The organism is Pseudomonas sp. B34(2017) (genome assembly GCF_002112915.1).
GTDB classification, from domain to species: Bacteria; Pseudomonadota; Gammaproteobacteria; order Pseudomonadales; family Pseudomonadaceae; genus Aquipseudomonas; species Aquipseudomonas pharyngis.
Map to the genome: position 1 here is coordinate 23,393 of NZ_NEJA01000007.1, position 24,787 is coordinate 48,179.

The following is a 24,787-nucleotide window of genomic DNA, read 5'->3' on the forward strand; positions in this document are numbered from 1 at the left end:
TAACAAGGTGAGCAAAAAGTTTCTGACTGACGCTCGCCAATCTGGAAAAAAGTTGTCTGGTTTTGCAATTAATTGATGTGTTTTTCAAGTGTCAAATTCAAGTTGGGTGTTGTTTATTAAATGCTCATTTCTTAAGTTGGAGTTTCATCGTGGGTACGTACTTCCGGTCTTTTGCACGCTTCGCGCCTGCAGTAATTAATAATGTTGAAAGTTTAACCGATGAGTATTCGGAAGTGGTCCTGGCAGCAATTCCACCCGCGCTTGTTAATATGTCGAAGTCCAATCTTGAGATGTTGAAAAAGATTACACCGTCGACACCTGATTGGCTGAAAAGCGCTTCGCCTCAACAACGGGCGGAGGCACGCAGGGCCATAGAGGAAAGCGTGGCCGCGCACACTGCATTCAGTGCCCTGATGGACCAGGTCAAGTCCCCGGAGGCGTTCGCCGAGCCACTGCTCAGGGCGAAGCTGAAGGACGAGACGGGATTTGATATTGAGCTGCAGAACTTTTGGCTGGCATTCTCTCCTTCTTCGATCCCCTCTTCGCATCCTCCGACTGAACGTTACACGTTTTTGCAAGCAGCCCTTCACAACTTCGATGAAGAAGAAACGGACTTCAGGTCATTTTCCCGTATCGGTTGGGAAGCCTATCAACCGACCGATATGCGGATCAGTGCACTTCGTTTCATCGAATTGTGTCGAGAGCTGGATGTCGGCCAGCTTTATCAGGCCCATATCCGGCAAGCACTGAAGCTGGATGATGCGACGGGTCTTAAAACGCTGAGTGATGCCTTCACTGCTTATCAGAGCGCTTCGTTGAAAGCGTCAAGTCATGTTGCTGTGCTCAAGGGCGATATTGAGGCCAGACATCATCGGGCCCTGCTTGAAGTAGCTGACGGCAAAAAAGATGTGAAGGTTGACGGCAAGTCTCTCTGGTATCGCGGCATTAGCTTCATGAATATGCCATTGGAAGGTTGCGCGATTTTCGAGATTGCCGATCCGGAAGACGATAGCGTTCTCGATAAATTGCTGCCAACTGTTGATGGATTCTGGCCAAACGACTTGATCGTCTGGATTCCTGATGATCCCGATCATCCGCTGAGACTTTATCCGAAGCTAACGGCACTCAAGTCTCAACTTGTCAGCCAGTTTGTGCGCAAGCCTCAGGATGAAGAGGCCGACCCGCAAGCACCGACCGACTATCAGGTGTTTTTTAGCCGCTTCGTAAAACATAAAGACCGGCCGAAGTTTTTTTCCAGCTTTACCGAACTCGTCACTGCGAACGGTCCGAAAATCCGTCGTCAAAAAAAGGAGCCGGACTTTCTCCTGCAGGAGCTGATAGTGAGCCCTTCAGGCGATCGCTGGGATACGAGCCTCGACATCTGGCAGGTATCTTTCAGACGCTTCAGGCATCGATTATTGGCTGATGCACGCAGTGCCGCTGTGCCTACCGCTGATGCTGATGCTCGCGGGCGCCGTGCCTGGCTTTCACAACTCCTGGACATTGGTTTGATGGCGTTGAACCTGGTGTCTTTCGTGGTGCCCGCAGTCGGGGTTCTGATGCTCGGCGTCACGGCGATTCAGCTCATGGATGATGTTTTGGAGGGAATTGAGGATTTGAGCCTCGGCGACCGGGAAAACGGTTGGCAGCTCATCCACGGGGTTCTGGTGAATCTGGCGATCATGGGGGCCGGGGCCGCGTTGATCGGGAAACTTGCATCGGGAGGCCGCACGGAGTTTTTGCCGATCGAACTGGAAAATGGACAGAAACGGCTCTGGAAACCAGACCTGGCGGCTTACCGGAGCAAAGTGTCGCTGGCCGATGTCGAGCCCAATGCTCGCGAGCAGTTTCTCGTCGCGAACAAACTGTATGTACGCGTCGAAGGACACGTTTATGAAAAACGTTTCGATCCAGTAACCAACACTTGGCGCATCGTCCATCCTCGCAACCCCAACGCTTATCAGCCTTTGCTTTCCGAAAGTGCAAACGGCTGGAATCACGGCCCGCACCGCCCCGTACCGGCACTGTCGCCCGAACTCCCCCCCGTTGCGCCCGTTGACGGGCACGTTCTAACGGGCGAAGGGGCTTCGCTTGACGTCGCTCCCGCACATCCCCCGGCGGTGTCGGGCATCGATAACCGAGTCAATGCCCGATACGCGGTCGAGGAGTCGCTGATTCTTGGACTTCAACCGGCCAAAGGTGTTTATCGCAGTGTCGACGGGCAATGGTGCTACATCCGCAACATCGACGATGCCGGCGTCGTCTCGGTGTATCGGATCCGTGATTCGTTCAATCTCAACGCCGAGATCATGGACGTCAACATTGTTGATCCGCAGAGTAATCGTGCGACAGAGCTGCGCCTGCGCGAGGTCGCGCCCGATCAATGGCAACCTCTGTCGTTGAGAGGGGGGGCCAGGCCTGACAACTTACTGGCTAAAATAGCTGCTTTCGAGCGCAAGCAACTGCCCAACGGTCTATGGGAGCCGAAAATCCTAGTGGTTTCCCTGTCCGACACGAGGTATTTGCCAAGTGATTGGGGGCCCATGCATGAGCTTCCGTTTTCCATCGAACCGACCAGCATTCACCAGGCACTCGAGATGTCCGAGTTGGGTCGACTGCCTGTTGCAACCGACTTGATGGAAGGCCCCACGGGGAAATTGTCGCCGGGAATCGCGTCGCAGCTCGACATGCGAGAGGGAGGGGGCAGCTTCCTGTTTACCATGCAGCGCATGAAGTATTCCGGTGCCGTCGAAGGGGAGTTCAATGCACTCAAAGTCATCGACCTTGAGGCGGGCGAACGCCCTGAGGGTACGAATGCGATTTCTGCGTATTGGTCGCCGCAGGGAGGCTACGTCGATGTCCCCATTCACCCTGGATGGGGGCAACCGGATCATGTTTTCACACCCGGTTTCAGCGGTTGCTCCCTGGTGGTGGAACAGATGGATGAAAACCTGCTTCGGGTCCGGCATGTCGAGGCCAGCCATGAAGCTGCCCAATACGTCGATCTGGCCCCGCAAGAGCATGGATGGGGGCTGAGTGCCGCCATGGAGCTTCCGGACTACGGACTCCGTCTGGACCAGAACGGCAATCCCGACTCGATACTGACGGGCTTCGCCTTCATGAAGTACGACCGAACGGCTCGCGTCTGGAAACTGCACTATCAATCCAATCAGGGGGCGACCGCCATTGGCCAATATTCGAAGGAGCAACCGGGCTGGTTTTCCCGTCCCGATACGGTGGTACGAGTCTATGGCCGGACGAAAGTCTTGAAGGTCGATACCCGGCCAGTGACGACCATCGAAAGGTCTGTCGCACCGGCCGGCCTGTGACGTTGCACCATTGCTGTGCAATACTCGCCGGCCATTTGCGCGGTGAATAATCCTCGAAATGCAGGATGGTTTGTCTCGTAAACCTGTCAATCGACGAGGTTTACGTCTGAATCAGATGCCTTATAGAGTGAAAAAACCTGTCGCAAGCTTTTTATACTGCACGCCCCGCTGATCCCGCAGGTTGCTTCTGCGGGACGGTTCTGCCCACGAAGCAGGGCCGGTATTTACCCAGGCGCAGGCTTATCGGCCGACGCTTGAACACTCGGTGGTCACATCCAATAACAAGACGAGGAAGTCCCCCATGCCAGTCGGCAATCACCCGCCCCATGGCGAAACCGCTCAAGGCGGCCCGCTCAAACGCGAACTCGGTGAACGGCATATTCGCCTGATGGCGCTCGGCGCCTGCATCGGTGTCGGTCTGTTTCTCGGTTCGGCCAAGGCCATCGAAATGGCCGGCCCGGCGATCATGCTCTCGTACATCATTGGCGGTCTGGCGATCCTGGTGATCATGCGCGCCCTCGGCGAAATGGCCGTGCACAATCCGGTGGCCGGCTCCTTCAGCCGCTATGCACAGGATTACCTCGGCCCGCTGGCGGGCTTTCTGACCGGCTGGAACTACTGGTTCCTGTGGCTGGTAACCTGCGTCGCCGAAATCACCGCGGTGGCGGTGTACATGGGCATCTGGTTTCCCGATGTGCCGCGCTGGATCTGGGCGCTGGCGGCGCTGGTCAGCATGGGCTCGATCAACCTGATCGCGGTGAAGGCCTTCGGTGAATTCGAGTTCTGGTTCGCCCTGATCAAGATCGTCACCATCATCGCCATGGTGCTCGGCGGCATCGGCATCATCGCTTTCGGTTTCGGCAACGACGGCGTGGCGCTGGGGATTTCCAACCTGTGGGCCCACGGCGGCTTCATGCCCAACGGCGTGACGGGCGTGTTGATGTCGCTGCAGATGGTGATGTTCGCCTACCTCGGTGTGGAGATGATCGGCCTGACCGCCGGTGAAGCGAAGAACCCGCAGAAGACCATCCCGAATGCGATCGGCTCGGTGTTCTGGCGGATCCTGCTGTTCTACGTCGGCGCGCTGTTCGTGATCCTGTCGATCTACCCGTGGAATGAAATCGGCACCCAGGGCAGTCCGTTCGTGATGACCTTTGAACGTCTGGGCATCAAGACCGCCGCCGGCATCATCAACTTCGTGGTGATCACTGCGGCGCTGTCGTCGTGCAACGGCGGCATCTTCAGCACCGGGCGCATGCTCTACAGCCTGGCGCAGAACGGCCAGGCGCCGGCCGGTTTCGCTCGCACCTCGAGCAACGGCGTACCGCGTCGCGCGTTGCTGCTGTCGATCTTCGCGCTGCTGTTGGGCGTGCTGCTCAACTATCTGGTGCCGGAAAAAGTCTTCGTCTGGGTGACCTCGATTGCCACCTTCGGCGCGATCTGGACCTGGGTGATGATCCTGCTGGCCCAGCTGAAATTCCGCAAAGGTCTGAGCGCCAGCGAACGGGCCGGCCTCAAATACAGAATGTGGCTGTATCCGGCCAGCTCGTATCTGGCACTGGCCTTCCTGGTACTGGTGGTCGGCCTGATGGCGTACTTCCCGGATACCCGCGTGGCACTTTATGTGGGCCCGGCGTTCCTGGTGCTGCTGACCGTGTTGTTCTACGTGTTCAAGCTGCAACCGAGCGATGCGTCCCAGGGCGCGGTGCGTTCGGCTTCGTAATTCGTTGTTGTGGAACCCTGAAAGCCCCGGTCGAAAGTCCGGGGCTTTTTCGTTGGGGGCAAGGTTGAGGCCGCTGGTCTGAAAACGCCGCAAAAAACGACTTCTGATTCAGAGTCATGTTCGAAGGTTTAGCTACGTTGTTTCCAGCGCAGCCGTGAACAGAGGCGCGGGTATGAGGATCAGCGATTTTCTCGTACGAGAACTCGGCCGCCGTCAGGTCGTGCTGTTCTTCCTGCTCGCCACGCTGCTGTACATCCTGCCGCTGATCCTCGCCGACTTCCCCTACATCGACGACAACTGGCGCACCCTCGCTGCCGGCAACGCCTGGGCGGGGCAGGGGCGGTTGTTCATGGACTGGCTGTATCAGGCGCTGAGCGTCACCGGCGCTGCGCCGAATATTTTCCCATTGCCGCTGTTGCTCGCCACGGTCGCCATGTCGTTCGCGTTGACCCGGCTGACCTTCCACTATTTTCCCGAACCGACCCTGGCCTGTTGTCTGGTGGTGTTGCCGCTCTGGTACAACCCGTTCCTGTTGCAGAACCTGTCCTATCAATATGACGGCGCCGGCATGGCCCTGAGCCAGGTCACGGTGATTTATGCGATCACTTTTTATGGCACTTCACGCATTCAGCGTTGGCTGGTGCCGTCGGTGCTGCTGGCGCTGGCGATCGGGTTGTATCAGATCAGCCTGAATGTGTTTCTTGGGTTGTGCTGCCTGGAATTGCTCAGGAATGTTCACCGGCGAGTGCCATGGAATGAACTCTGGCACCGGTCGGGCTGGCGGCTGGCGCAACTGCTGCTGGCGGTGTTGATCTACAGCGTCACGGCCTATCCATTCACTGACGCCGGACGCACGCAATTGCTGAATGCGAGCGCCGATCCGTTGCTGCAGATCGGCATCAATATCGGTCGGGTGATGGAGAAGGTTGCGCTGCTGTTTCACGGCGGCTACACGGCAATTTTTATTGTGCTGGTGCTGTGTGCTGTGTTCGGCGCCGTGCAGTTGGGGCGGCAGATTCGCGAGCGCAACCTGTCGCGCGCCAGGGCTTTGCTCCTGGGCTCCAGCTGCCTGCTGGCATTGCCGCTGATTGCGCTGCTGGTGCCGGGCATGACGCTGCTGTTTCGCGATTTCAACGAAGGTGCACGCACCCTGATGGGGTTCGGCGTGCTGTTGATGTTGCTGTTCTATCTGACCTGGCTGGGTTTGATGCCGCTGCACCAACGGTTGCCTTTGATGCTGGGGATTCCGCTTCTGGCCACGCTGTCGCTGTCCTTCGCTTATGGCCGGGTGCTGACGATGGAAAAAACCTTCGCCAGCAGTGCGCTCTACAGCCTGAGCCACGACATCTCGTCCCATCGCGAATTGCGCGAAGCCAAACGGATTTATATCTCGGTGACGTACTCCGACCGCTGGCTGGCGGGAGCGGTGGGTACGTTCAAGCAGTTGCCGGTGCTGCAATACCTGCTGAATATCGACTACTTCATGCTCGCCGAAAACCTGCCGTCGGCCGGCATCACCAATGTGGTTGCAGAACGCGAGCGACGCAACGCGACCCATGTCGGCCTGATGGGCTATCCACCCTTGGTGGACAGCCTCTATTACCGCCTCTACCTGATCGGTGATTACGGATTCATCGTGATGAAAGAACCGCCCCATGGCCGGCTGTTGCAATGGTAACCGTTAGTCAGAAACCAGCGCCTACCTGTAATTTCTGACAGTAGACCGCACCCGTACCTTGCCCTAGCGTGAAAGCTCCGCCCGTTGCAGTGACAGCAAGGATTCACGATGAGGATCTTGTGGAAAGGATTTCCCGCCCAAACGGCAATCGGCCTCGCCGCAACGCTGGTCCACTGGCAGGTTTTTTTCGTACTGACCAGCGCGGTTCAGCTCGATCAGGCGGCCAGCAACTTCGCTGCGTTTTGCATCGCCGCATCCTTCGCGTTTTACATGAACGCGCTCTACACGTTCGAGACCGGAACGTCGGTGCTGGTGTACCTGATATTTATCAGCGTGATGGGGGCGTTGAGTTACGGCACAGGCGTGATCGCCGATGCACGGAGTCTGCCGGGGCTGGTGACGGTGTCGGTGTTTTCACTGCTGGATCTGTTGCTGGGGTACTGCTTTTTCCGGTTTGTGTTGTTTCGGGGGCGGCAGTCATGAAAAGCGCTTCTGCTAATGCGAACGAACACTTTCTGAGCAGGCCCTGGAGCGCACAGGAAATCTATTTCTTTTTTCAGATAGCAACCTTGCTGCATGTTTTTCCCATTTTGTTCGCCGACTACTTGTACATCGATGACCAAGGGCGATCGATGCTCGGAATCAAGGGCTGGACTGAAGACGGCCGACCGTTGGTGGAGTTGCTGTATTCCGTTCTGACATTTTCCTCATCGTTGAATATTTTTCCATTACCGTTACTCATTGCCACCGTTGCCATGTCTTTTGGACTGAGGCGACTGGTCACTCACTATTTTTCTACTCCGGGGTTTGTTGAGTGCCTAGTGGTTTTACCCCTGTGGTTCAGTCCGTTTTATTTACAGAACCTTTCATATCAATATGACGGGCCGAGCATGACGTTGGGCCTGGTTGCAGTGATTTATGCAATCACTTCAAATCCGGCATCGGCTGTGGGGCGGGTAGTACTCTCCGCGATATTGATTGCTCTGGCGCTTTCTTTTTATCAGGTGTGTCTGAACGTTTTTATCGGTCTGGCGTGTATCGATGTCTACCGCTGCATGATCTCTGGTACAGCGTCTGAAGTGCGGAAGGAACTCTTGCTGAGAACCGGACAATTGGCAGGGGGATTGCTTGTTTACTGCTTGAGTTCGTATCAGTTGATAAGCGGTAGCCGTCAGGGATTTGTCGAGATTGATAATTCCACGGTGAGAGAGTTGCTCATGCGAATTGATACTTTCAATCAGCACATGTTTCTTCTATTCAATATTGGCAATGTTTGGTTTTTTTCGTTGCTCATCTTTGTTGCAGCTTTGTGTTTTGTGCTCACGGGGTATCGTTGTGTCGCTCGACAGGAGGGCGGCTGGGCCAAGTCGAACACGTTGGTGTTGTACCTGATGACATTGCTCGGGGCTGTGTCTGCGATTTATGGCATCGGACTTCTCGTGCGCTATCCAAACTTTGGTGCGCGGAATCTGATGGGGTTTTCTTCTATGTTGGTTTTTTTGATGTTTTTGAACCGACAAGGATTGATGCAAGTAAACCGATACCTGACATACCTGTTGGTCATTCCGATTGCTTTTATGCTTAGCTTCTCTTTTTCCTATGGTCGGGTCATGGTGGCGAAAAAACAATTCGAACAAGTTGTCGTTCAGAACCTAAACTATGACGTTGTTTCTCATGCAAATCTTCGAGCTCTGGAGCGGATCAATTTAATCGCCGATACCCGTTATTTGTGGATTCCTGGTGCAAAAAAAACAATTGATGCTTCACCTGTGCTTCCTTACATACTTGGTCTGGATTTTATCTTGCTGCCAGAAAATATGCTCAGGGCTGGACTGACAAATGTTTTTGGCGGTGTAAAAGACGAACGCGATACAGTGGGGTGTGGGACGTGTCAGCAAGTTCTAAGTAATCGCTATTACGACATCTACATATTGGACAAAACCGGTTATGTGTTTATGAAACGCTGGAATGAGGTGAAAGATTCCGATCACCTCTGATCCAGCGTTTTACCTTGAAGGAAGGTACATAGATTCGGCTACGCAGCCATTCCATCCTGCGGCTCAAAACTGTCCGCCCGCGCCATCTGCCACATCCGCGAATAGAACTCGCCGTTCACCTCTCCGGTGAGCAATTCCCCCGGTTTCAGGAACACATGCAGCTGCGAGAACAGTTTGATTTCAGTGGCCGACATGCGCCGCACCAAATGCTTGGCCGACAGTTGCGACGGATGGTCGAGGCCGGCGGCAGCGAGCATTTCTGCCAGGGCCTTGAGCGTATTGCGGTGGAAGTTGTAGACCCGCTGGGCCTTGTCCGGCACCACCAGCGCGCGCTGGCGCAGGGTGTCCTGGGTGGCGACGCCGGTCGGGCATTTGTTGGTGTGGCAGCTTTGCGACTGGATGCAGCCGATGGCGAACATGAAGCCCCGCGCGGAGTTGGCCCAGTCGGCACCGATGGCCAGCACGCTGGCGATATCGAAAGCGCTGACGATCTTGCCGCTGGCGCCGAGCTTGATCTTGTCCCGCAGATTCAAGCCCACAAGCGTGTTGTGCACGAACAGCAGACCTTCGCGCATCGGCACGCCGATGTGGTCGGTGAACTCCACCGGCGCGGCGCCGGTTCCGCCTTCCTTGCCGTCGACCACGATGAAGTCCGGCAGGATGCCGGTTTCCAGCATGGCCTTGGCGATGCCCATGAATTCCCACGGATGGCCGAGGCAGAACTTGAAGCCCACCGGTTTGCCGCCGGACAGTTCACGCAGTTGCTGGATGAAATGCATCATCTCGATCGGCGTGGAGAAGGCGCTGTGGCGCGATGGCGAGATGCAGTCTTCGCCCATCAGGATGCCGCGGGTGTCGGCGATTTCCTGGGTCACTTTGTGCTTGGGCAGAATCCCGCCGTGGCCGGGTTTGGCGCCCTGGCTCATCTTGATTTCGATCATCCGCACTTGCGGGGTCTGCGCCTGGGCGGCGAAGCGTTCCGGGTCGAAGCGGCCGTCGCTGGTGCGGCAGCCGAAATAGCCGCTGCCCAGTTCCCAGGTCAGGTCGCCGCCATGTTCGCGGTGATAGGGGCTGATGCTGCCTTCGCCGGTGTCGTGGGCGAAGTTGCCGAGTTTCGCACCCTGGTTCAGCGCGCGGATCGCGTTGGCACTGAGGGAGCCAAAACTCATGGCCGAGATGTTGAACACCGACGCCGAGTACGGCTGGGTGCATTGCGGGCCGCCGACGGTGACGCGGAAACTGCTCGGGTCGCTCAGCGGCGCCGGGCGCATTGAGTGGCCGATGAATTCGAAGCCGGACTGATAGACGTCGATCAGGGTACCGAACGGTTTGTCGGCGGTTTCATTCTTGGCCCGCGAATACACCAGCGAACGCTGGGCGCGGGAGAAGGGCAGGGCGTCGCTGTCGGATTCCAGCAGGTACTGGCGGATTTCCGGGCGGATGCCTTCGACCAGATAACGGATATTGCCCAGGATCGGATAGTTGCGGCGCACCGCGTGCGGGCTCTGCAGCAGGTCGAACAGACCGATCAGGCTCAGCACCCCGGTGACGGCGGTGATCGGCCACAGCCAGTCATGTTCGAGAAAGGGCAGGCTGGCGAGGGTGAACATCACGCAGACGGCAAAGAAGGCGTAGCGGCTCAGGAGTGACAGGCTCATACGGTTTCCTTGGTTCGGATGGTTTTTTTGCGGCAGTCAGGCGTTCTGCGCCTGTAGAAAGATCGAAAACAGCTCCGACTGGGATTTGATCCCCAGCTTGCTGTACATGTGTTTCTTATGGACTTTCACGGTTTCAACAGAGATTTCCAGCTTACGGGCGATTTCTTTACTGGAGCAACCGCTGAGCATCAGGCGCCCGACATCCAGTTCCCGGGCGGTCAGTTGCGCGCCCTTGAGCTGCTGCACCGACGCTTCGAGCTGCACCCGCCAGTCCGGTTGCGCAGGCGCCGGGGCCAATGCCACGGTTTCGTTGATTTCATAAGGCAGGCGCTGGCGCAACAGGCCGAGCACCCACGGCTGGATCAGTGACAACAGGGCAATCTGCTCGCCGGTGAAGCGTTGCTGGCTGCCCAGCGACAGGCACAGCGTGCGGTCGCCCTCGAGCTGGCAATTGAACTGGATTTCGTCGGCCACCACATTCAGACGAAAGTATCGCTGGTAATACTCGGTCAGTTCGAAGTGCTCCGGCGCGACCTCCGACAGGCGATACAGCCCGGTGCGCGATTGTTCGCGGCAGGCGATGTAGAACGGGTCGAGCAGGTACAGACCGCGCAGGTAGTCCTGAAACAACTGGTCAGGACTGCCGTCTGCGCCGGGGCATTCGGCGAACACCTGCGGGTGGCGGTCGGCGCTGAACAGCAGCGCCACCCAGCTATCGAACGGCACGTACTGGTCGAGCAGGCGCACCAGTTGCGCCCAGAAATTCGGCTTGTCGAGGGCGTCGATCAACTGCCCGACGGCGCGGTGCCAGGTGATGTCGTCAAACGAAAGAGTCATGCCTCTACCCCTATCGGGTTACCCCGGCCGCGTAATTCCCTGGCCGGTCGAATGCGAAGCATACTGGCCCACAGACAGCCGCCGGGCAATCTTTCGGCACCCGGCGCTCATAACAAGGACTGCCCATGAAAGTCGAACTCGCCCAACTGGCGGGCCGTGACAAAGACACGGCGTACAACCTCGAACGCGCCCTCGCGGCGATTGCGGCCTGCGCCGCCGACACGCAATTGATCGTGTTCCCCGAGACCCACCTGATGGGCTTCCCGACCGCCGACACCGTGGCGCAAATCGCCGAGCCGCTGGACGGCCCGACCGTCAACGCCGTGCAGGCCGCCGCCCGCGAACGCAACCTCGCCGTGGTGATCGGCATGGCCGAGAACGACAACGGCCGCTTCTACAACACTACGCTGCTGATTACCCCTGAAGGCATCGCCCTGAAATACCGCAAGACCCATCTCTGGGCTTCGGATCGCGGTGTGTTCGAGGCCGGCGACCGTTACGCCACCTGCCTGTGGAACGGCGTGCGGGTCGGTCTGCTGATCTGCTACGACATCGAGTTCCCGGAGTCGGCCCGGGCCCTGGCGCAATTGGGTGCGGAGTTGTTGATCGTGACCAACGGCAACATGGACCCGTACGGCCCGACCCACCGCACCGCGATCATGGCCCGGGCCCAGGAAAATCAGGCGTTTGCGCTGATGGTCAACCGCGTGGAAGCGGGGGATGACGGGTTGATGTTTGCCGGCGGCAGTGCGCTGGTGGATCCGCTGGGTACGGTGCTGTTCGAGGCCGGGCGTGAAGAAGGGCGGTTCAGTGTCGAGCTGGATTTCGGCCAGCTGGAGCTGGCGCGCAAGGATTATCGGTATCTGGATGATCAGCGGTTGAGGTTGCCGGGGGAGGTGGTTGAACACGCCTCGGGAGTACGTGAGCTGCTGATCCCTTGACCCGTTGTACCCGATCGTTCCCACGCTCTGCGTGGGAATGCAGCCCGGGACGCTCTGCGTCCCAAGAGCGGACGCGGAGCGTCCATGGAGGCGTTCCCACGCAGAGCGTGGGAACGATCACGCACCTTTAAGCCTTACCCAAAAAACAACAACGCAACACCCGAAACATTCGCCGAACTCGGCCTCTGCCATAAATCCAATAAAATCCGGAGTAAGTCGCCCATGGCTCGTTTGCAACGCACCCTTTCGCTAGGGTCGGTGGTGCTGTTCGGCATCGCCTACATGACGCCGATCATTGTCCTCGGCACGTTCGGCATCCTCGCCCAATCCACCGCCGGCATGGTGCCCGCCGCGTATCTGGCGGCGCTGGTGGCGATGTTTTTCACCGCCATGAGTTACGGGCGCATGGCCGCCGCGTTCCCGGTGGCCGGCTCGGCCTACAGCTATGTGCGCAAGGCCATCAGCCCGAAACTCGGCTTCATCGCCGGTTGGGCGGTGCTGCTCGATTATCTGTTTCTGCCGATGGCGATCTGGCTGATCGGCGCCGCGTACCTGGCTTCGGCGTTCCCGTCGATTCCGCAGTGGATCTGGGTGCTGGCGTTCATCGGCATCACCAGCGCGATCAATATCATCGGCCTGAAACTGGCCAACGGCATCAACGCCTTGCTGATGCTGGTGCAGTTTCTGGTGCTGATCGCCTTCGTCGCACTGTGCGTGCATTACGTCGGCGGCGATGCCAGCACGCCGTTGTGGTCGATCAAACCGTTCTTCAACGGCGACATGCAGATGCCGCTGATCATGAGCGGCGCGGCCATTGCCTGCTACTCGTTCCTCGGCTTCGATGCAGTCAGCACCCTCACCGAAGAAACCCGCGATCCGCGCCGCACCATCCCTCGGGCAATCATGCTGATCACTCTGATCGGCGGGCTGATTTTCGTCGGTGTCTCGTACTTCGTGCAGATCGCCCATCCGTCGTTCCAGTTCGACAGCGTCGACTCGGCGGCCTACGAAATTGCACGCAACATCGGCGGTGATCTGTTCGTGTCGATCTTCCTGATCGGCCTGATCGTCGGTCAGTTCGCCTCGGGCCTGTCGGCGCAGGCCAGCGGTTCGCGTTTGTTGTTTGCGATGGGCCGTGACGGCGTGTTGCCAAAGTCGTTCTTCGGCACCCTGCACGCGCGCTTCGGCACACCGGTCAACAGCATCCTGCTGTGTGCCGTGGTGGCGTTGCTGGCGCTGAAACTCGACGTGACCACCTCGACCTCGTTCATCAACTTCGGCGCGTTCCTGGCGTTCAGCCTGGTCAATCTGTCGGTGATTTTTCACTACTGGATCGGCGGGGATAAAAAAGGTCTGCGCGAACTGGTGCTGTTCCTGGTCTTCCCGTTCATCGGTCTGCTGGCGGACTTGTGGCTGATGGTCAGCCTCGATCACCTGGCGGTGTATCTGGGCCTGAGTTGGCTGGCGATTGGTGTGCTGTATCTGGCGGTGCTGACCGGTGGCTTCCGTCGCCAACCACCGGAGATGGACTTTCAGGAAGCGGCCTGATCAGGCATCAGGCCGCCGGCCGGGTTTGGCGCAACGGCAGTTGCACGCGGAACGTCGTACCGAATCCCTGTTTGCTGCTGACGGAAATGTCACCGCCGTGTTTTTTTACAATGCCATAGGACAGGGACAGGCCCAGGCCCGTCCCCTGGCCGACCGGTTTGGTGGTGAAGAACGGGTCGAAGATCTTTTGCAGGGTTTCGGGTGCAATGCCCGAGCCCGTATCGGCGACTTCGATGACTGCCGATTCTCCCTGCACGCCAGTGCGCAGGGTGATGGTGCCGCGCTCCGGACCCATGGCCTGCGCCGCGTTGACCACCAGGTTCATGATGACCTGATTGATTTGCGAGGGCAGGCATTCGATGTCCGGCAGCTCCTGATATTCCTTGATCACATCGGCCTTGTACTTGAGCTCGCTGGCGACAATGTTCAGGGTCGATTCGATGCCCTGTTGCAGATTGGCCCATTGCCATTCCTGATGGCTGTCGACCCGGGAGAAATCCTTCAGGTCCCTGACGATCTGGCCGACCCGAGCGATGCCTTCCTTGGATTCCCTGATCAGCACCGGAATGTCTTCGAGCAGAAAATCCAGTTCGAGGTCCTCGCGCAATTGCTGCAACTGCCCAGCCAGTTCGGCGGGCAGGGTTTGCCCGGCGGTGTGATAGGCGCCGAGCATGGTGAGCAGTTGCTGGAAATAGCCGTCGAGCGTGCCGAGGTTGGAGGAAATGAAACCGATCGGATTGTTGATTTCATGGGCGACGCCAGCGGCCAGTTGCCCCAGCGAAGCGAGCTTCTCCGATTGCACCAACTGGCCTTCCAGCTGTTTGCGTTCGTCGATTTCCCGCTGCAAGGCTTCGCTGGCCTGCTTGAACTGGGCGGTACGCTGATCCACCAGATGTTCCAGGTGATGCATTTGCAGCGACGCGCGCTCGGTCATCTGCCATTTGGTCAGAAGGGTGTTGGCCATCTGCTGGACTTCGATGTTGTCGAAGGGTTTTTTCAGAATCAGCAGCCGGTCATGGGCGTGCAGACGATCCAGCAATTCGTCCCAGGAATAGTCGGAATAGGCGGTACAGACCACCACCTGCAACTGCGGATCCTGCTGCCACAGCGCTTCGATGGTTTGCGCCCCGTCCCAGCCGTCGGGCATGCGCATGTCGACGAACGCCAGGGCGTAGGGACATTGTTCCTGCAAGGCCAGGTTGAGTTTGGCCAGGCCTTCTTCCCCTCCGTAGGCCGAGTCCAGTTCGAAAACCGCTCGCCGGGGTCTGGCGGTTTCGCCGAACAGCGCGGCTTCCATTTCGTCCATCTCTGCCGACTGCGCTGAAGCCGGGGCAAGGATCTTGCGAAAGTCTTCGTGGATCGACGGCATGTCATCGATCAGCAGAATGCGGCGGTTCGACAATTCGCTCATGCGTTCTCCGTTACCGCGATCAGCGGAATCTGCAAGGTGAACAGGGCGCCCTGGCCAGGCCCGTCGCTGTGGGCCGTGAGGTGGCCGTTCATCTCGATGGCCGCCAGGGCGCAACTGTGCAGGCCGAAGCCGTGGCCCTCTTTGCGGGTGGTGAAACCGTGGGCAAAGATCCGCGTCATGTTTTCCGGGGCGATACCTTCGCCATCGTCCCTGACGCTGATTTCCAGATAATTCCCGTCGACTATTTTTACGCCCAGGGTGATGGTGCGCGGGCGGTTGCTGAGGTCGGACATCGCGTATTTGGCGTTGCTGATCAGGTTGATCAGGATCAGCAGCAAACGGTGTTTGTCACCCATCACCTGCGGCACTTCGGCGTAGTCCTTGACCACTGTGACGTGGTGCCGGGTCAGGGCTCCGGCGTTCATGCGCAGGGCGTCTTCGAGCAGTTCGCTGATGTACAGCGGCTCGGTCAGGCTGCTGGCCCCGGCATAGGATTGCTGGGTGGCGACGATGTCCTTGATGTGATCGACACTTTTGTTCATCTGGTTCAGTTCGTCGACCATTTCCTGCTGTTCCTGGGCGATGGCAACGACCAGTTGATTGAGATAGCCGGGCAGCAATTTGCCCTTGGGGTCTTCGCTGAGGAACTGGCCGAGGTCGTCGGGGTGTTCGTTGATCAGCTGCATGGCCTTGCCCAGCCCCAGGATCTTGCTGTTGCGTAACTTGCGCGCGATCAGGTCGGAGGAAATGTTCACGCTGTTGAGCACGTTGCCGACGTTGTGCAGCACGTTGGTCGCGATCTCGGCCATGCCGGCCTGGCGTGCGGCGTCGAGCAGTTCGCTCTGGGCGTTCTTGAGCTCCCGGGTACGCTCGTCGACCCGTTGCTCCAGCACATCGTTGGCGGTTTGCAGGGCTGCGTTGACCCGGTTGATCTCGGCGAAACTGCGGATCAGACGGATGGCCAGCCACAGCAGCGACAGCATCAGCAGGACCGAGAACAGCAGCAGATAGAAGTGATATTTCCTGTCGATTTTTTCGACCCGCTGCTGATCCCGGTTGAGCATGTTGGTGATGTTGTCCAGGCGCTCGGCCACCGGAACCGCCTCAATCTCCTCGAGCAAGCGGTTGACGATCGGCTGCTCGCGCAGGATCAGACTGATGTGATTGCTCAGGATCCTGATCGGGGCTTGAAAGTCCTGGGGCAGGCGTTGCGCGTTCACCGCCAGTTTGTTCAGGCCCAGGACGATATCGGCGGCCTTGTCGTCGGAGGTGACCTGAGAGAACTCCAGTGCGCTGAGCAGCAGGTCATAGGTATCGGTGGCGATGTTCTGCACCTGAATCTTGTCGAGATCGGACAGGCCGGCCAGTTGTGCCTGAATGTCATCTTCGGCGGTCGGCAGGAACGCCAGGGAGTTGCGCAGCAAGGCGTTGTGCGACTTGAACTGCTCCACCAGCCGGGTCTTTTCCTGCATCGCCTTGAGAAAACTCTCGTGGGCTTCGTCCCATTGTGTCGAGTCGTTGCGCCCGTGCCCGGACTCCATGGTGTCGAAGCGTTCCCACAGGCGGTTCATCTCGCTCATCGGCGAGACCAGCGGGTCGTAATTGTGGGAGATCGCCACCCGGGCCTTGAGGATTTCGTTTTCCCACAGCGAGTCCTGCTGCTTGATCTGGCGGATCAGGTCCCGGGATTCGGTGTAGGCCGTCGTCTGCTCGGTGCTGGACTTGAGGTAGAGAAACACCAGGATCGAGGCCAGCAGCACGGCGACGAGCCCGATCAACATCAGGCTGACACGGCGTGAAACCTTCATCATGGCTGGCCCTCCGGATGGCCGGTCAGGGTCTTGAGAAACAGGATGATCAGGGTCTTGTCTTCTTCGCTCGGCATGCGCCCCAACTGATACTGGAACATCACGTCCACGGCCCGTTCGAGGGTGGGCGCCGAGCCGTCATGGAAGTACGGTGCGGTCAGCGCGACATTACGCAGGCTCGGCACCTTGAACACGGCGCGGTCGGCTTCGTCGCCGGTCACGTTGAAACGGCCCTGGTCGGCCACCGTCGGGTTACCGCGATCGGCGATGTAGTCGCCGAACACACCAAATTTCTGGAACATGTTGCCGCCGATGTTGACGCCCTGATGGCAGGCAATGCAGCCGTACTCCTTGAAACGCTGATAGCCGTATTTTTCTTCGAGGGTCAGGATATCGGTATTGCCCAGCAGGTACTGATCGAAACGGGAGTCGGGGGTCAGCAGCGTGCGCTCATAGGTGGCCAGCGCATTCTGGATATTGGCCCGGTTCACGGCATCGGGGTAGGCGGCACGAAAGCTTTGACCATAGGCTGCGTCGTCAGCGATCCGTTGCACGACGGTGTTCCAGTCGCTGCCCATTTCGTGGGGGCTGGTGATCACGACGTTGCTTTGTTCTTCCAGGGTTTCGACGCGGCCGTCCCAGAACTGGCGGAAATTGAGGCTGGCGTTGAATACGGTCGGCGTGTTGACCGCCACCGGTTGCCCATCGAAGCCGTTGGAGAAGGCGCGGGTGTCGGCGCCGCTTTTATCCAGTTGATGGCAGCTGGCGCAGGACAGCGTGTTATTGATCGACAATCGCGGGTCATGGAACAACTGGCGCCCCAGCTCGACCCGCCTGGCATCCAGGTGCGGCATTGGCGGCAAAGGTTTCAGCGGCTCGTCCAGCGGTGCGGCGATGGCATTTGCGCACAGACCGAGCAGTAGAACCAACGACCCCGGGCGATTCATGAAACACCCCACGTGCCAGGCTGAGCAGACTCCAGCAACCGGGCGAAGGCCTCTGCCGGCAAGGCCTTGCTGAAATAAAAGCCCTGGCCCTCCTCGCAGTGGTGAGCCCTGAGAAACTCCAACTGTTGTGCTGTTTCCACACCTTCGGCAATGACGTTGAGGTTCAGGCTCTTGCCCAGGCTGATGATCGCGCCGACCAGGGCTGCATCACCGCTGTCATGGCTCAGGCCGCGAATGAACGACTGATCGATTTTCAGCACATCGATGGGAAAGCGGCGCAGATAGCTCAGGCTGGAATAACCGGTGCCGAAGTCATCGATGGCCAGCCGAACCCCCAGCGCCTTCAGCCTGCCCAGCGCGTTCATCGTTGCATCGACGTTCTGCATCAGCACACTTTCGGTGATCTCCAGTTCCAGCAGACGGGGATCGAGCCCGGTCTGTGCCAGTACCTGCTCGATGCCCTCGACGAAATGGCGCTGGCGAAAGTCGATGGCCGAGGTGTTGACCGACATGCGGATCGGCGGCAAGCCCGCCTGTTGCCAGTCCCGGGTCTGCCGACAGGCTTCGCCCAGCACCCATTTGCTCAGCGGCACGATCAGGCCACTGTCTTCGGCCACCGGTATGAAATCCGACGGATAGACCCAGCCATGTCCCGGTTTTTGCCAGCGCACCAGTGCTTCGGCGCCGACCACCCGGCTACTGACCAGGTCGATTTTCGGCTGGTAGTGCAGGACGAATTCGTGCCGCTGCAGGGCCTGGCGAATGCCCGTTTCGATGCCTTGCTGTTCCCGGGCACGCTGGTTCATCGCCTCGATAAAGAAAGCGATCTCGCTCGGCCCGGTTTCCTTGGCGTTGCGCATGGCCGTTTCAGCTTTTTTGATCAGTTCGATGGCTTCGAGCCCGTCGTCGGGATAGATGCTGATGCCCAGACTGGCCGTGATGCTCACGGGATGCCCGACAATCGTCTGTGGAATACGGATGGCGCCCAGCAGTTTCTCGGCAATGCTGCGGGTCTGCTGCGGGTGGTTGATGTCGCTGAGCATTACCACGAACTCGTCGGAGCCATAACGAAAGACCGAATCCGATTCGCGCACGCAGGCGAGCAATTGCTGGCCGACCCGTTTGAGCATCTCGTCGCCCGCCGGGTGGCCCAGGGCATTGTTGATGCGCTTGAAGCGATCCAGCCCGAGAAACATCACCACCAGTTGTTTGTCATGGCGCCGGCAGGCGGCCAGCGATTGAGTCAAACGGTCACCGAGCAAGGTGCTGTTGGGCAGGCCCGTGAGGCTGTCGTACTGCAACAGGTGCGAGACCTTGAGCAATTCATGCACGCGGGCTTCGATGGTCTGCTCGAGACTGAGCATTTTCAGCGCCGCATCCTGGGCCAACTGCCATTTCCAGGTCAGGGCATTGGCCATCTGGCGGATTTCCAGGGTGTCGAACGGTTTTTTCAGGATCAGCAACTGATCGCCGAATTCCAGTCGTTCGGCCATGGCCTCCCAGCTGTAGTCGGAATAGGCGGTGCACAAGGCGATTTGCAGATTCGGATCGACCGCCCACAGTTTTTCGATGGTTTCCAGACCGTCCCAACCGGGCGGCATGCGCATGTCGGTGAACGCGAGGGCATAAGGCCGGCCTTCTTCCACCGCATGCTGCACCAGTTTCAGCGCTTCCTGCCCCTGATAGGCGGAGTCGAGCTGGAACGTCAGGTGCGATGATTGCCGGGTGCCGAACAGCGTTTGCTCGAGCGTATCCAGGTCTGCTGCACCGCTGGTGTCCGGGGTCAGTATCTTGCGAAAGTCATCATGGATCGCCGGGGTATCGTCGACGATCAATATGCGCCGGTTGGTCTGCGCAAAAGGTGTTTTCATCCCTCGTCCTCCCTGGGCAGCGGGGCGGTCGCGTTCCCGTCCTTCAGCAGGCGGGCCGCCTGTTCGGGGCTGACAGCCTCCCTGAAGCAAAGGCCTTGCACGTTTTTCAGCGGGACCGAAGAGGTGAGGGCGTCATCCCGATCTGTGGGCTGGACGCTTTCGGCGCTGATGTCGATCGCCAGATCCCGGGCGAAATTGACGATCGCTCGCAGGGTATTGGCGCTGCCTTCATCCTGGGCTGCACTGTCGATCAGGGATTGGGCGAGTTTGAGGTGATTGACCCGGTAGGTTTTCAGGTAATCGAACGATGAGTATTCGGTGCCGAAATCGTCGATGGCGATCTTTACCCCAAGCTCACTGAGGCGCGGCAGCACATCGTTGTGGGTCCATTTGGTCTGGGCCAGGGTCGCTTCGGTGACATCGAAACGCAGATCCCACGGTGCCAGTTCCCAGCGGGCGGTGGTGCGCAGCACGTCATAGATGAGTTCCGGGCCGCTCTTGAGTTGCGCCAGGGAAATCCTGATCGCCATCACCGGAGGCGCCACTCCCTCGTTTTGCCACTGGCGCATCTGCCAGCAGGCGTGATCCAGGATCCAGCGACCGAGCGGGATGATTGCGCCGGTCTTTTCCGCTGCCGGTACGAAGGCCGACGCCGGCAGCAGACCAAGCCTGGGATGTTGCCATTTGACCTGCGCGGCCATGCCGAGAATCTTGCCGCTGTGCATGTCCACTTCCGGCGTGTAGTCGAGCTTCAGTCCTCCCCGAGTCAGGGCCGTCATCAACTCCTCGGCCAGGGTCATGCGCTCGGCGACTTCGCGAGTGATTTGCTCGGAATGGAACTGGTACTGATTGCGCCCCGTTTCCTTGGCGCGGTACAGCGCCATGTCGGCGCCGGCCAGCAGACTGTCGGCATCCAGACTGTTGGCGCGGTACAGGCAGATGCCGATACTGACGGAAATGCGCAAGGCATTGCCTGCCAGTTGGTAGGGCTCCAGAAGCGCATCGCGGATCTTGGTCGCGATGGCAGCAGACTGGGTCGGGTCGCTGACGTCCAGTTGCAGGATCGCGAACTCGTCTCCGCCCAGCCGTGCGACCACGTCATTTTCCCGTACATTGGATTTGATCCGTTGCGCCACTGCCTGCAACAACAGATCGCCGACCGGATGACCGAGGGTGTCGTTGATCCGCTTGAAGTGATCCAGATCCAGGTAAAACACCGCAAAAGGTGCCGCTCCCCGACGCGCGGCGGCGAAGGCCTGATGCAGACGCTCGATCAGCGTGGCGCGATTGGCCAGTCCCGTGAGACCGTCGGTGCGGGCCAGCAGGTTCATCTTTTCTTCGGCCAGCCGGCGTTCGGTGATGTCAAGAATGATCCCCTCGACTTCCAGCAGTCGGCCGTCGTGATCGCGCACCGGGATGTAGCGGTTTTCCACCCAGCGCCAGTCGCCCGCGCCGGTACGCAGGCGAAACTCGATGGAGGCGCCTTCGGCATGCCGATCGAGCACCCGGCCCATGGCGGTATCGACACTGACCTGATCGTCCGGGTGAATCAGCGTCTGCGCCCAGTGGGCCGAACCCACCAGATCAGCCGCGACATGGCCGTAGCGGGTGATGTTGTGGGAGATGTACATCAGCGGAAACGACGGTTCACCGCGCAACCGGTAGAGGATGGTCGGGCTGTTCTGCACGATGATGTTGGCGTCGGACAGTTCCCGGGTACGCTCTTGAACCGCCTGCTCCAGCAGGTTCATCTTCATGGCGGCGTCTTCGGTCATTTGCCACTTGACCGTCAGGGCGCTGGCCATCTGCCGGATTTCGATCGCGTCGAAGGGTTTTTTCAGGATCAGCAGGCGATCGGTCAGGGCCAGCCGCCGGTCGATGTCTTCCCACGAGTAATCGGAGTAGGCGGTGCACAGGGCCACCTGCAGCTTGGGATCGACCTGCCACAGCCGCTCGATGGTTTCCAGGCCATCCCAGCCCGGCGGCATGCGCATGTCGATGAAGGCCATGGCGTACGGGCGCCCGGCGGCGAGTGCGGCTTCGACTTTGTCCAGCGCTTCGCGGCCCTGATAGGCCGAGTCCAGTTCGAAACGGTCTTTCGGTGCGACGGGGGCGGAGGACGCATCGCCGAACAGCAGGCTTTCCGTTTCATCCAGGCTGTCGGCTTCAGCCGTGGCCGGTTTGAGGATCTTTGCGAAATCGTCATGGATCGACGCGGTATCGTCGACGATGAGCACGCGGCGGTTGGTGTGTCCGGGTTGCGCACTCATGACGCAATACCCGTGTGTTCACGCACATTCGTCATCAGGAGCATCCTTTTCCCCTCATCACATGCCTGCGCGCAGGTCGATGGTGTCGTCCAGCGACTTGAGCATAGTTGCCAGGGCGCAACTTTGCCTGGCGTGGTGTAACAGGGGATTTACACGCGCCCTGCGAAAATCATCTAGCCTGTGATTCAAGCGCGGGCAAGCAGGGGAGGTCTGCCGGCGCGGCAGTCATGTCCAACGTTTTTCACGAGGCTTCGCCATGGAAGAGCCGTCCGCCCCGATTTCGCCGCCCCGGCCCAAAGTGCTGCTGGTCGATGACGAAGAACCGATCCTCAACAGCCTGCGCCGCCTGTTGCGCGGTCAGCCTTATGACGTCTTGCTGGCCACCAGCGGTGCCCAGGCGCTGGAAATACTCGAACAGCAACCGGTGAATCTGGTGATGAGCGATGCGCGCATGCCCAACATGGATGGCGCCACGCTGCTGGCGCGCGTTCATGAGCTGTACCCGGCGACTGCGCGGATCATGCTCACCGGCTACGCCGACCCTTCGGCGATCATCAAGGCCATCAACGAAGGGCAGATCCACCGTTACATCAGCAAACCCTGGAACGACGAGGAAATGCTGCTGACTTTGCGTCAGGCCCTCGAGCATCAGCATCTGGCACGCGAGCGCGAACGTCTGGAAAAACTGACGCGAGTGCAAAACGAACAATTGAAATTGCTCAACAGCACCCTGGAAAAACACGTCGCCGCCCGTACCGCCGAACTGCAGCAGACCGCCGACATGCTCGACCTGGCCTACGAGGAGCTCAAACACAGTTATGTGACCGGCACCGAAGTGTTCTCGCTGCTGGCGAATTTGCGTCTGCCGCCGGCCAAGCAGACCAACCGGCAGATCATCGAGCTGGTACGCGGCTACTGCAAGGTTCATCGGCTGGACGAAGCCGCCAGCCGCGACCTGACCATGGCGGCGGCGCTCTACAACATCGGCAAACTGAGCTGGACCGACAGCATGATGACCACGCCCTCGGACCTGCTGCACTCCACAGAGCGCGACCGCTACCGTGCCTATCCGAAACAGAGCGAATCGCTATTGATGACCCTCGACCCGATGAAGGACGCGGCGCGGCTGATCCTGCACCATCAGGAACACTGGGACGGCACAGGCTTCCCCGACCGTCTCAAGGGCGAAGCCATTCCCCTGGGCTCGCGCCTGTTGAAACTGGCGGTGGATTTCGTCGAATTGCAGCGCGGGTTGATTCTCGAACGGCAGATGAACAGCGATGAAGCGCTGTTGTACCTGCGCCAGTACGCCGGCAAAGTCTATGATCCCGAGCTGATCGAGGACTTCGTCAAGGTGTGTGCGACGGTCAGCGATATCACGCTGACCGATCCGAGCGTCAGGGTGCTGGGCACCCGGGAGCTGGCGGCCGGGATGATCCTGGCGCGCAACCTCAATGCCGACAACGGCATGTTGCTGCTCAACGCCGGCAAAGTGCTGAGCGCTCCGCTGGTTGAAAAACTGATCAGTTTCGAGGCCATGGAGGGCGGCAAATACAAGGTATTCGTAAAGGTGCCGCAAGAGCCTGAGACGACGCTTGCGGCCCAGGGTGGATGACGCTGGCGCGGTCGGCATGGGATCCTTGCGGCTTTTCTCAAGGCCGGTGACTGACCCATGACTTCTGTATCCGCAGTTTCCCCCCGCATCATCCGCATCGCCGCTGCGCTGCTGATCGGTCCCGACGGCCAGACCCTGCTGGTGCGCAAGCGCAATACCACGGCGTTCATGCAGCCGGGCGGCAAGATTGAAGCCGATGAACTGCCGGTGCATGCGCTGGCCCGTGAGCTGGAGGAAGAACTGGGACTGGTGATCGATCCGGCGCAGGCGAGCTTTCTCGGCCAGTTCTCGGCACCCGCTGCCAACGAGCCGGGATTCGTTGTGCAGGCCGAACTCTTTCAACTGACCATCGACGCCGGGGTGTCTCCGGCCGCCGAGATCGAGGAGGTGATCTGGATCGACCCGGCCACCGACGGCGATGTGGTTCTCGCCCCATTGACACGCGACCTGATCCTGCCGTTTTATCGAGCCTCGCTGACTGCGATCGCCTGATCATTCGTGCAAAGGACTTCGTCATGATCCCGCTTCAAGACCTGTTGATTTTCGCCGCCGCCGCCCTGCTGATGGTACTGACGCCGGGGCCGAACATGATCTACCTGATCTCGCGGTCGATCTGCCAGGGACGTCGCGCCGGGGTGACCTCGCTGCTCGGCGTGGTGGCGGGATTCTTCGTGCATCTGTTCGCGGCGGCCGCCGGTTTGACTGCGGTGTTTTTAGCCGTGCCGATGGCCTATGAAGTGTTGAAGTGGGCCGGCGCGCTGTACCTGTTGTGGCTGGCCTGGCAGGCGGTGAAACCCGGCGCCCGCTCGCCGTTCGAGGCGCAACAGTTGCCGGCGGATTCTTCGCGCAAACTGGTCACCATGGGTTTTCTCACCAGCGCACTGAACCCGAAAATCGCGGTGTTCTACCTCTCGGTATTCCCGCAGTTCATCACCCCCGAGCACGGCTCGGTGTTCACCCAGAGCCTCATCCTCGGCCTGACCCAGATCAGCGTCAGTTTCAGCGTCAACCTGTTGATCGCGCTGTTCGCAGCGGGGATCGCTTCGTGGTTCGTCAACAATCCGACCTGGCTGGCGGCGCAGCGTTATTTCATGGGGTTTGTGCTGAGCGGTCTGGCCGTGCGGCTGATGCTTGAACAGCGCAAGGCCGCCTGA

17 protein-coding genes are annotated in these 24,787 nt (G+C 59.2%); 10 read left to right on the top strand and 7 right to left on the bottom strand.

Translation table 11 applies throughout. The annotated features are described in order from the left end of the window. Positions 1–149: 149 nt before the first annotated feature. From CAF80_RS21775 to CAF80_RS21795, 5 genes are all read left to right on the top strand, one after another. Positions 150–3,329: a dermonecrotic toxin domain-containing protein gene (locus CAF80_RS21775; RefSeq protein ID WP_139831673.1), complete on the top strand. Its 3,180-nt coding sequence runs from the start codon at positions 150–152 to the stop codon at positions 3,327–3,329. Positions 3,330–3,630: 301 nt separating this feature from the next. Further along, positions 3,631–5,052: an amino acid permease gene (locus tag CAF80_RS21780; protein WP_039765788.1), complete on the top strand. Its 1,422-nt coding sequence runs from the start codon at positions 3,631–3,633 to the stop codon at positions 5,050–5,052. 172 nt (positions 5,053–5,224) lie between these two features. Further along, a complete protein-coding gene (locus CAF80_RS21785; RefSeq protein ID WP_074688489.1) occupies positions 5,225–6,730 on the top strand; it encodes a glucosyltransferase domain-containing protein in 1,506 nt (501 codons plus the stop codon). A gap of 108 nt (positions 6,731–6,838) precedes the next feature. Continuing rightward, positions 6,839–7,213, top strand: coding sequence for a GtrA family protein (locus tag CAF80_RS21790; protein WP_085667925.1), 375 nt, complete (start codon positions 6,839–6,841; stop codon positions 7,211–7,213). Further along, on the top strand, positions 7,210–8,727 hold the full coding sequence (locus CAF80_RS21795; protein WP_052266524.1) for a glucosyltransferase domain-containing protein: 1,518 nt from the start codon (positions 7,210–7,212) through the stop codon (positions 8,725–8,727). Before CAF80_RS21790 ends, CAF80_RS21795 begins: the two co-directional genes overlap by 4 nt. A gap of 38 nt (positions 8,728–8,765) precedes the next feature. Here CAF80_RS21795 and CAF80_RS21800 read toward each other — a convergent pair whose 3' ends face one another. Beyond that, positions 8,766–10,385, bottom strand: coding sequence for an FMN-binding glutamate synthase family protein (locus CAF80_RS21800; protein WP_039765795.1), 1,620 nt, complete (start codon positions 10,383–10,385; stop codon positions 8,766–8,768). Between the two features lie 36 nt (positions 10,386–10,421). Then, positions 10,422–11,222 (bottom strand): LuxR C-terminal-related transcriptional regulator, encoded by an 801-nt coding sequence (locus CAF80_RS21805; protein WP_011335770.1) that lies wholly within the window; start codon positions 11,220–11,222, stop codon positions 10,422–10,424. A 125-nt stretch (positions 11,223–11,347) separates the two neighbouring features. Between CAF80_RS21805 and CAF80_RS21810 the strand changes: the two genes are divergently transcribed. Beyond that, a complete protein-coding gene (locus tag CAF80_RS21810) occupies positions 11,348–12,163 on the top strand; it encodes a carbon-nitrogen hydrolase family protein (protein WP_085667926.1) in 816 nt (271 codons plus the stop codon). Positions 12,164–12,385: 222 nt separating this feature from the next. Next, entirely contained in the window at positions 12,386–13,711 is a 1,326-nt protein-coding gene (locus tag CAF80_RS21815) for an APC family permease (RefSeq protein ID WP_039765797.1), read from the top strand. A 7-nt stretch (positions 13,712–13,718) separates the two neighbouring features. On the opposite strand, the gene CAF80_RS21820 is transcribed toward CAF80_RS21815, so the two are convergent. From CAF80_RS21820 to CAF80_RS21840, 5 genes are read right to left on the bottom strand one after another with little or no spacing between them, the layout of a single operon-like run. Next, positions 13,719–15,122: an ATP-binding protein gene (locus CAF80_RS21820; protein WP_085667927.1), complete on the bottom strand. Its 1,404-nt coding sequence runs from the start codon at positions 15,120–15,122 to the stop codon at positions 13,719–13,721. Continuing rightward, positions 15,119–16,933 carry a DAHL domain-containing protein gene (locus CAF80_RS21825; RefSeq protein ID WP_085667928.1) on the bottom strand — a complete coding sequence of 605 codons (1,815 nt, stop codon included), beginning with the start codon at positions 16,931–16,933 and terminating at the stop codon, positions 15,119–15,121. The genes CAF80_RS21820 and CAF80_RS21825 overlap by 4 nt, the downstream gene beginning before the upstream one ends. After that, positions 16,930–17,877, bottom strand: a complete 948-nt coding sequence (locus CAF80_RS21830) for a cytochrome-c peroxidase (protein ID WP_039765802.1) — start codon at positions 17,875–17,877, stop codon at positions 16,930–16,932. Before CAF80_RS21830 ends, CAF80_RS21825 begins: the two co-directional genes overlap by 4 nt. Continuing rightward, positions 17,874–19,748 carry a bifunctional diguanylate cyclase/phosphodiesterase gene (locus CAF80_RS21835; RefSeq protein ID WP_074688485.1) on the bottom strand — a complete coding sequence of 625 codons (1,875 nt, stop codon included), beginning with the start codon at positions 19,746–19,748 and terminating at the stop codon, positions 17,874–17,876. The genes CAF80_RS21830 and CAF80_RS21835 overlap by 4 nt, the downstream gene beginning before the upstream one ends. After that, positions 19,745–22,018 carry an EAL domain-containing protein gene (locus CAF80_RS21840; RefSeq protein ID WP_085667929.1) on the bottom strand — a complete coding sequence of 758 codons (2,274 nt, stop codon included), beginning with the start codon at positions 22,016–22,018 and terminating at the stop codon, positions 19,745–19,747. The genes CAF80_RS21835 and CAF80_RS21840 overlap by 4 nt, the downstream gene beginning before the upstream one ends. 256 nt (positions 22,019–22,274) lie before the next feature. Between CAF80_RS21840 and CAF80_RS21845 the strand changes: the two genes are divergently transcribed. Genes CAF80_RS21845 through CAF80_RS21855 form a run of 3 tightly spaced genes read left to right on the top strand, consistent with a single transcriptional unit; the run spans position 22,275 to position 24,787 of the window. Next, positions 22,275–23,633 carry an HD domain-containing phosphohydrolase gene (locus tag CAF80_RS21845; protein ID WP_085667930.1) on the top strand — a complete coding sequence of 453 codons (1,359 nt, stop codon included), beginning with the start codon at positions 22,275–22,277 and terminating at the stop codon, positions 23,631–23,633. Positions 23,634–23,690: 57 nt separating this feature from the next. Further along, the gene (locus CAF80_RS21850; RefSeq protein ID WP_085667931.1) at positions 23,691–24,125 is read left to right on the top strand and encodes an NUDIX domain-containing protein; all 435 of its coding nucleotides are present in this window, start codon (positions 23,691–23,693) and stop codon (positions 24,123–24,125) included. 23 nt (positions 24,126–24,148) lie between these two features. Next, positions 24,149–24,787, top strand: a complete 639-nt coding sequence (locus tag CAF80_RS21855; RefSeq protein ID WP_085667932.1) for a LysE family translocator — start codon at positions 24,149–24,151, stop codon at positions 24,785–24,787.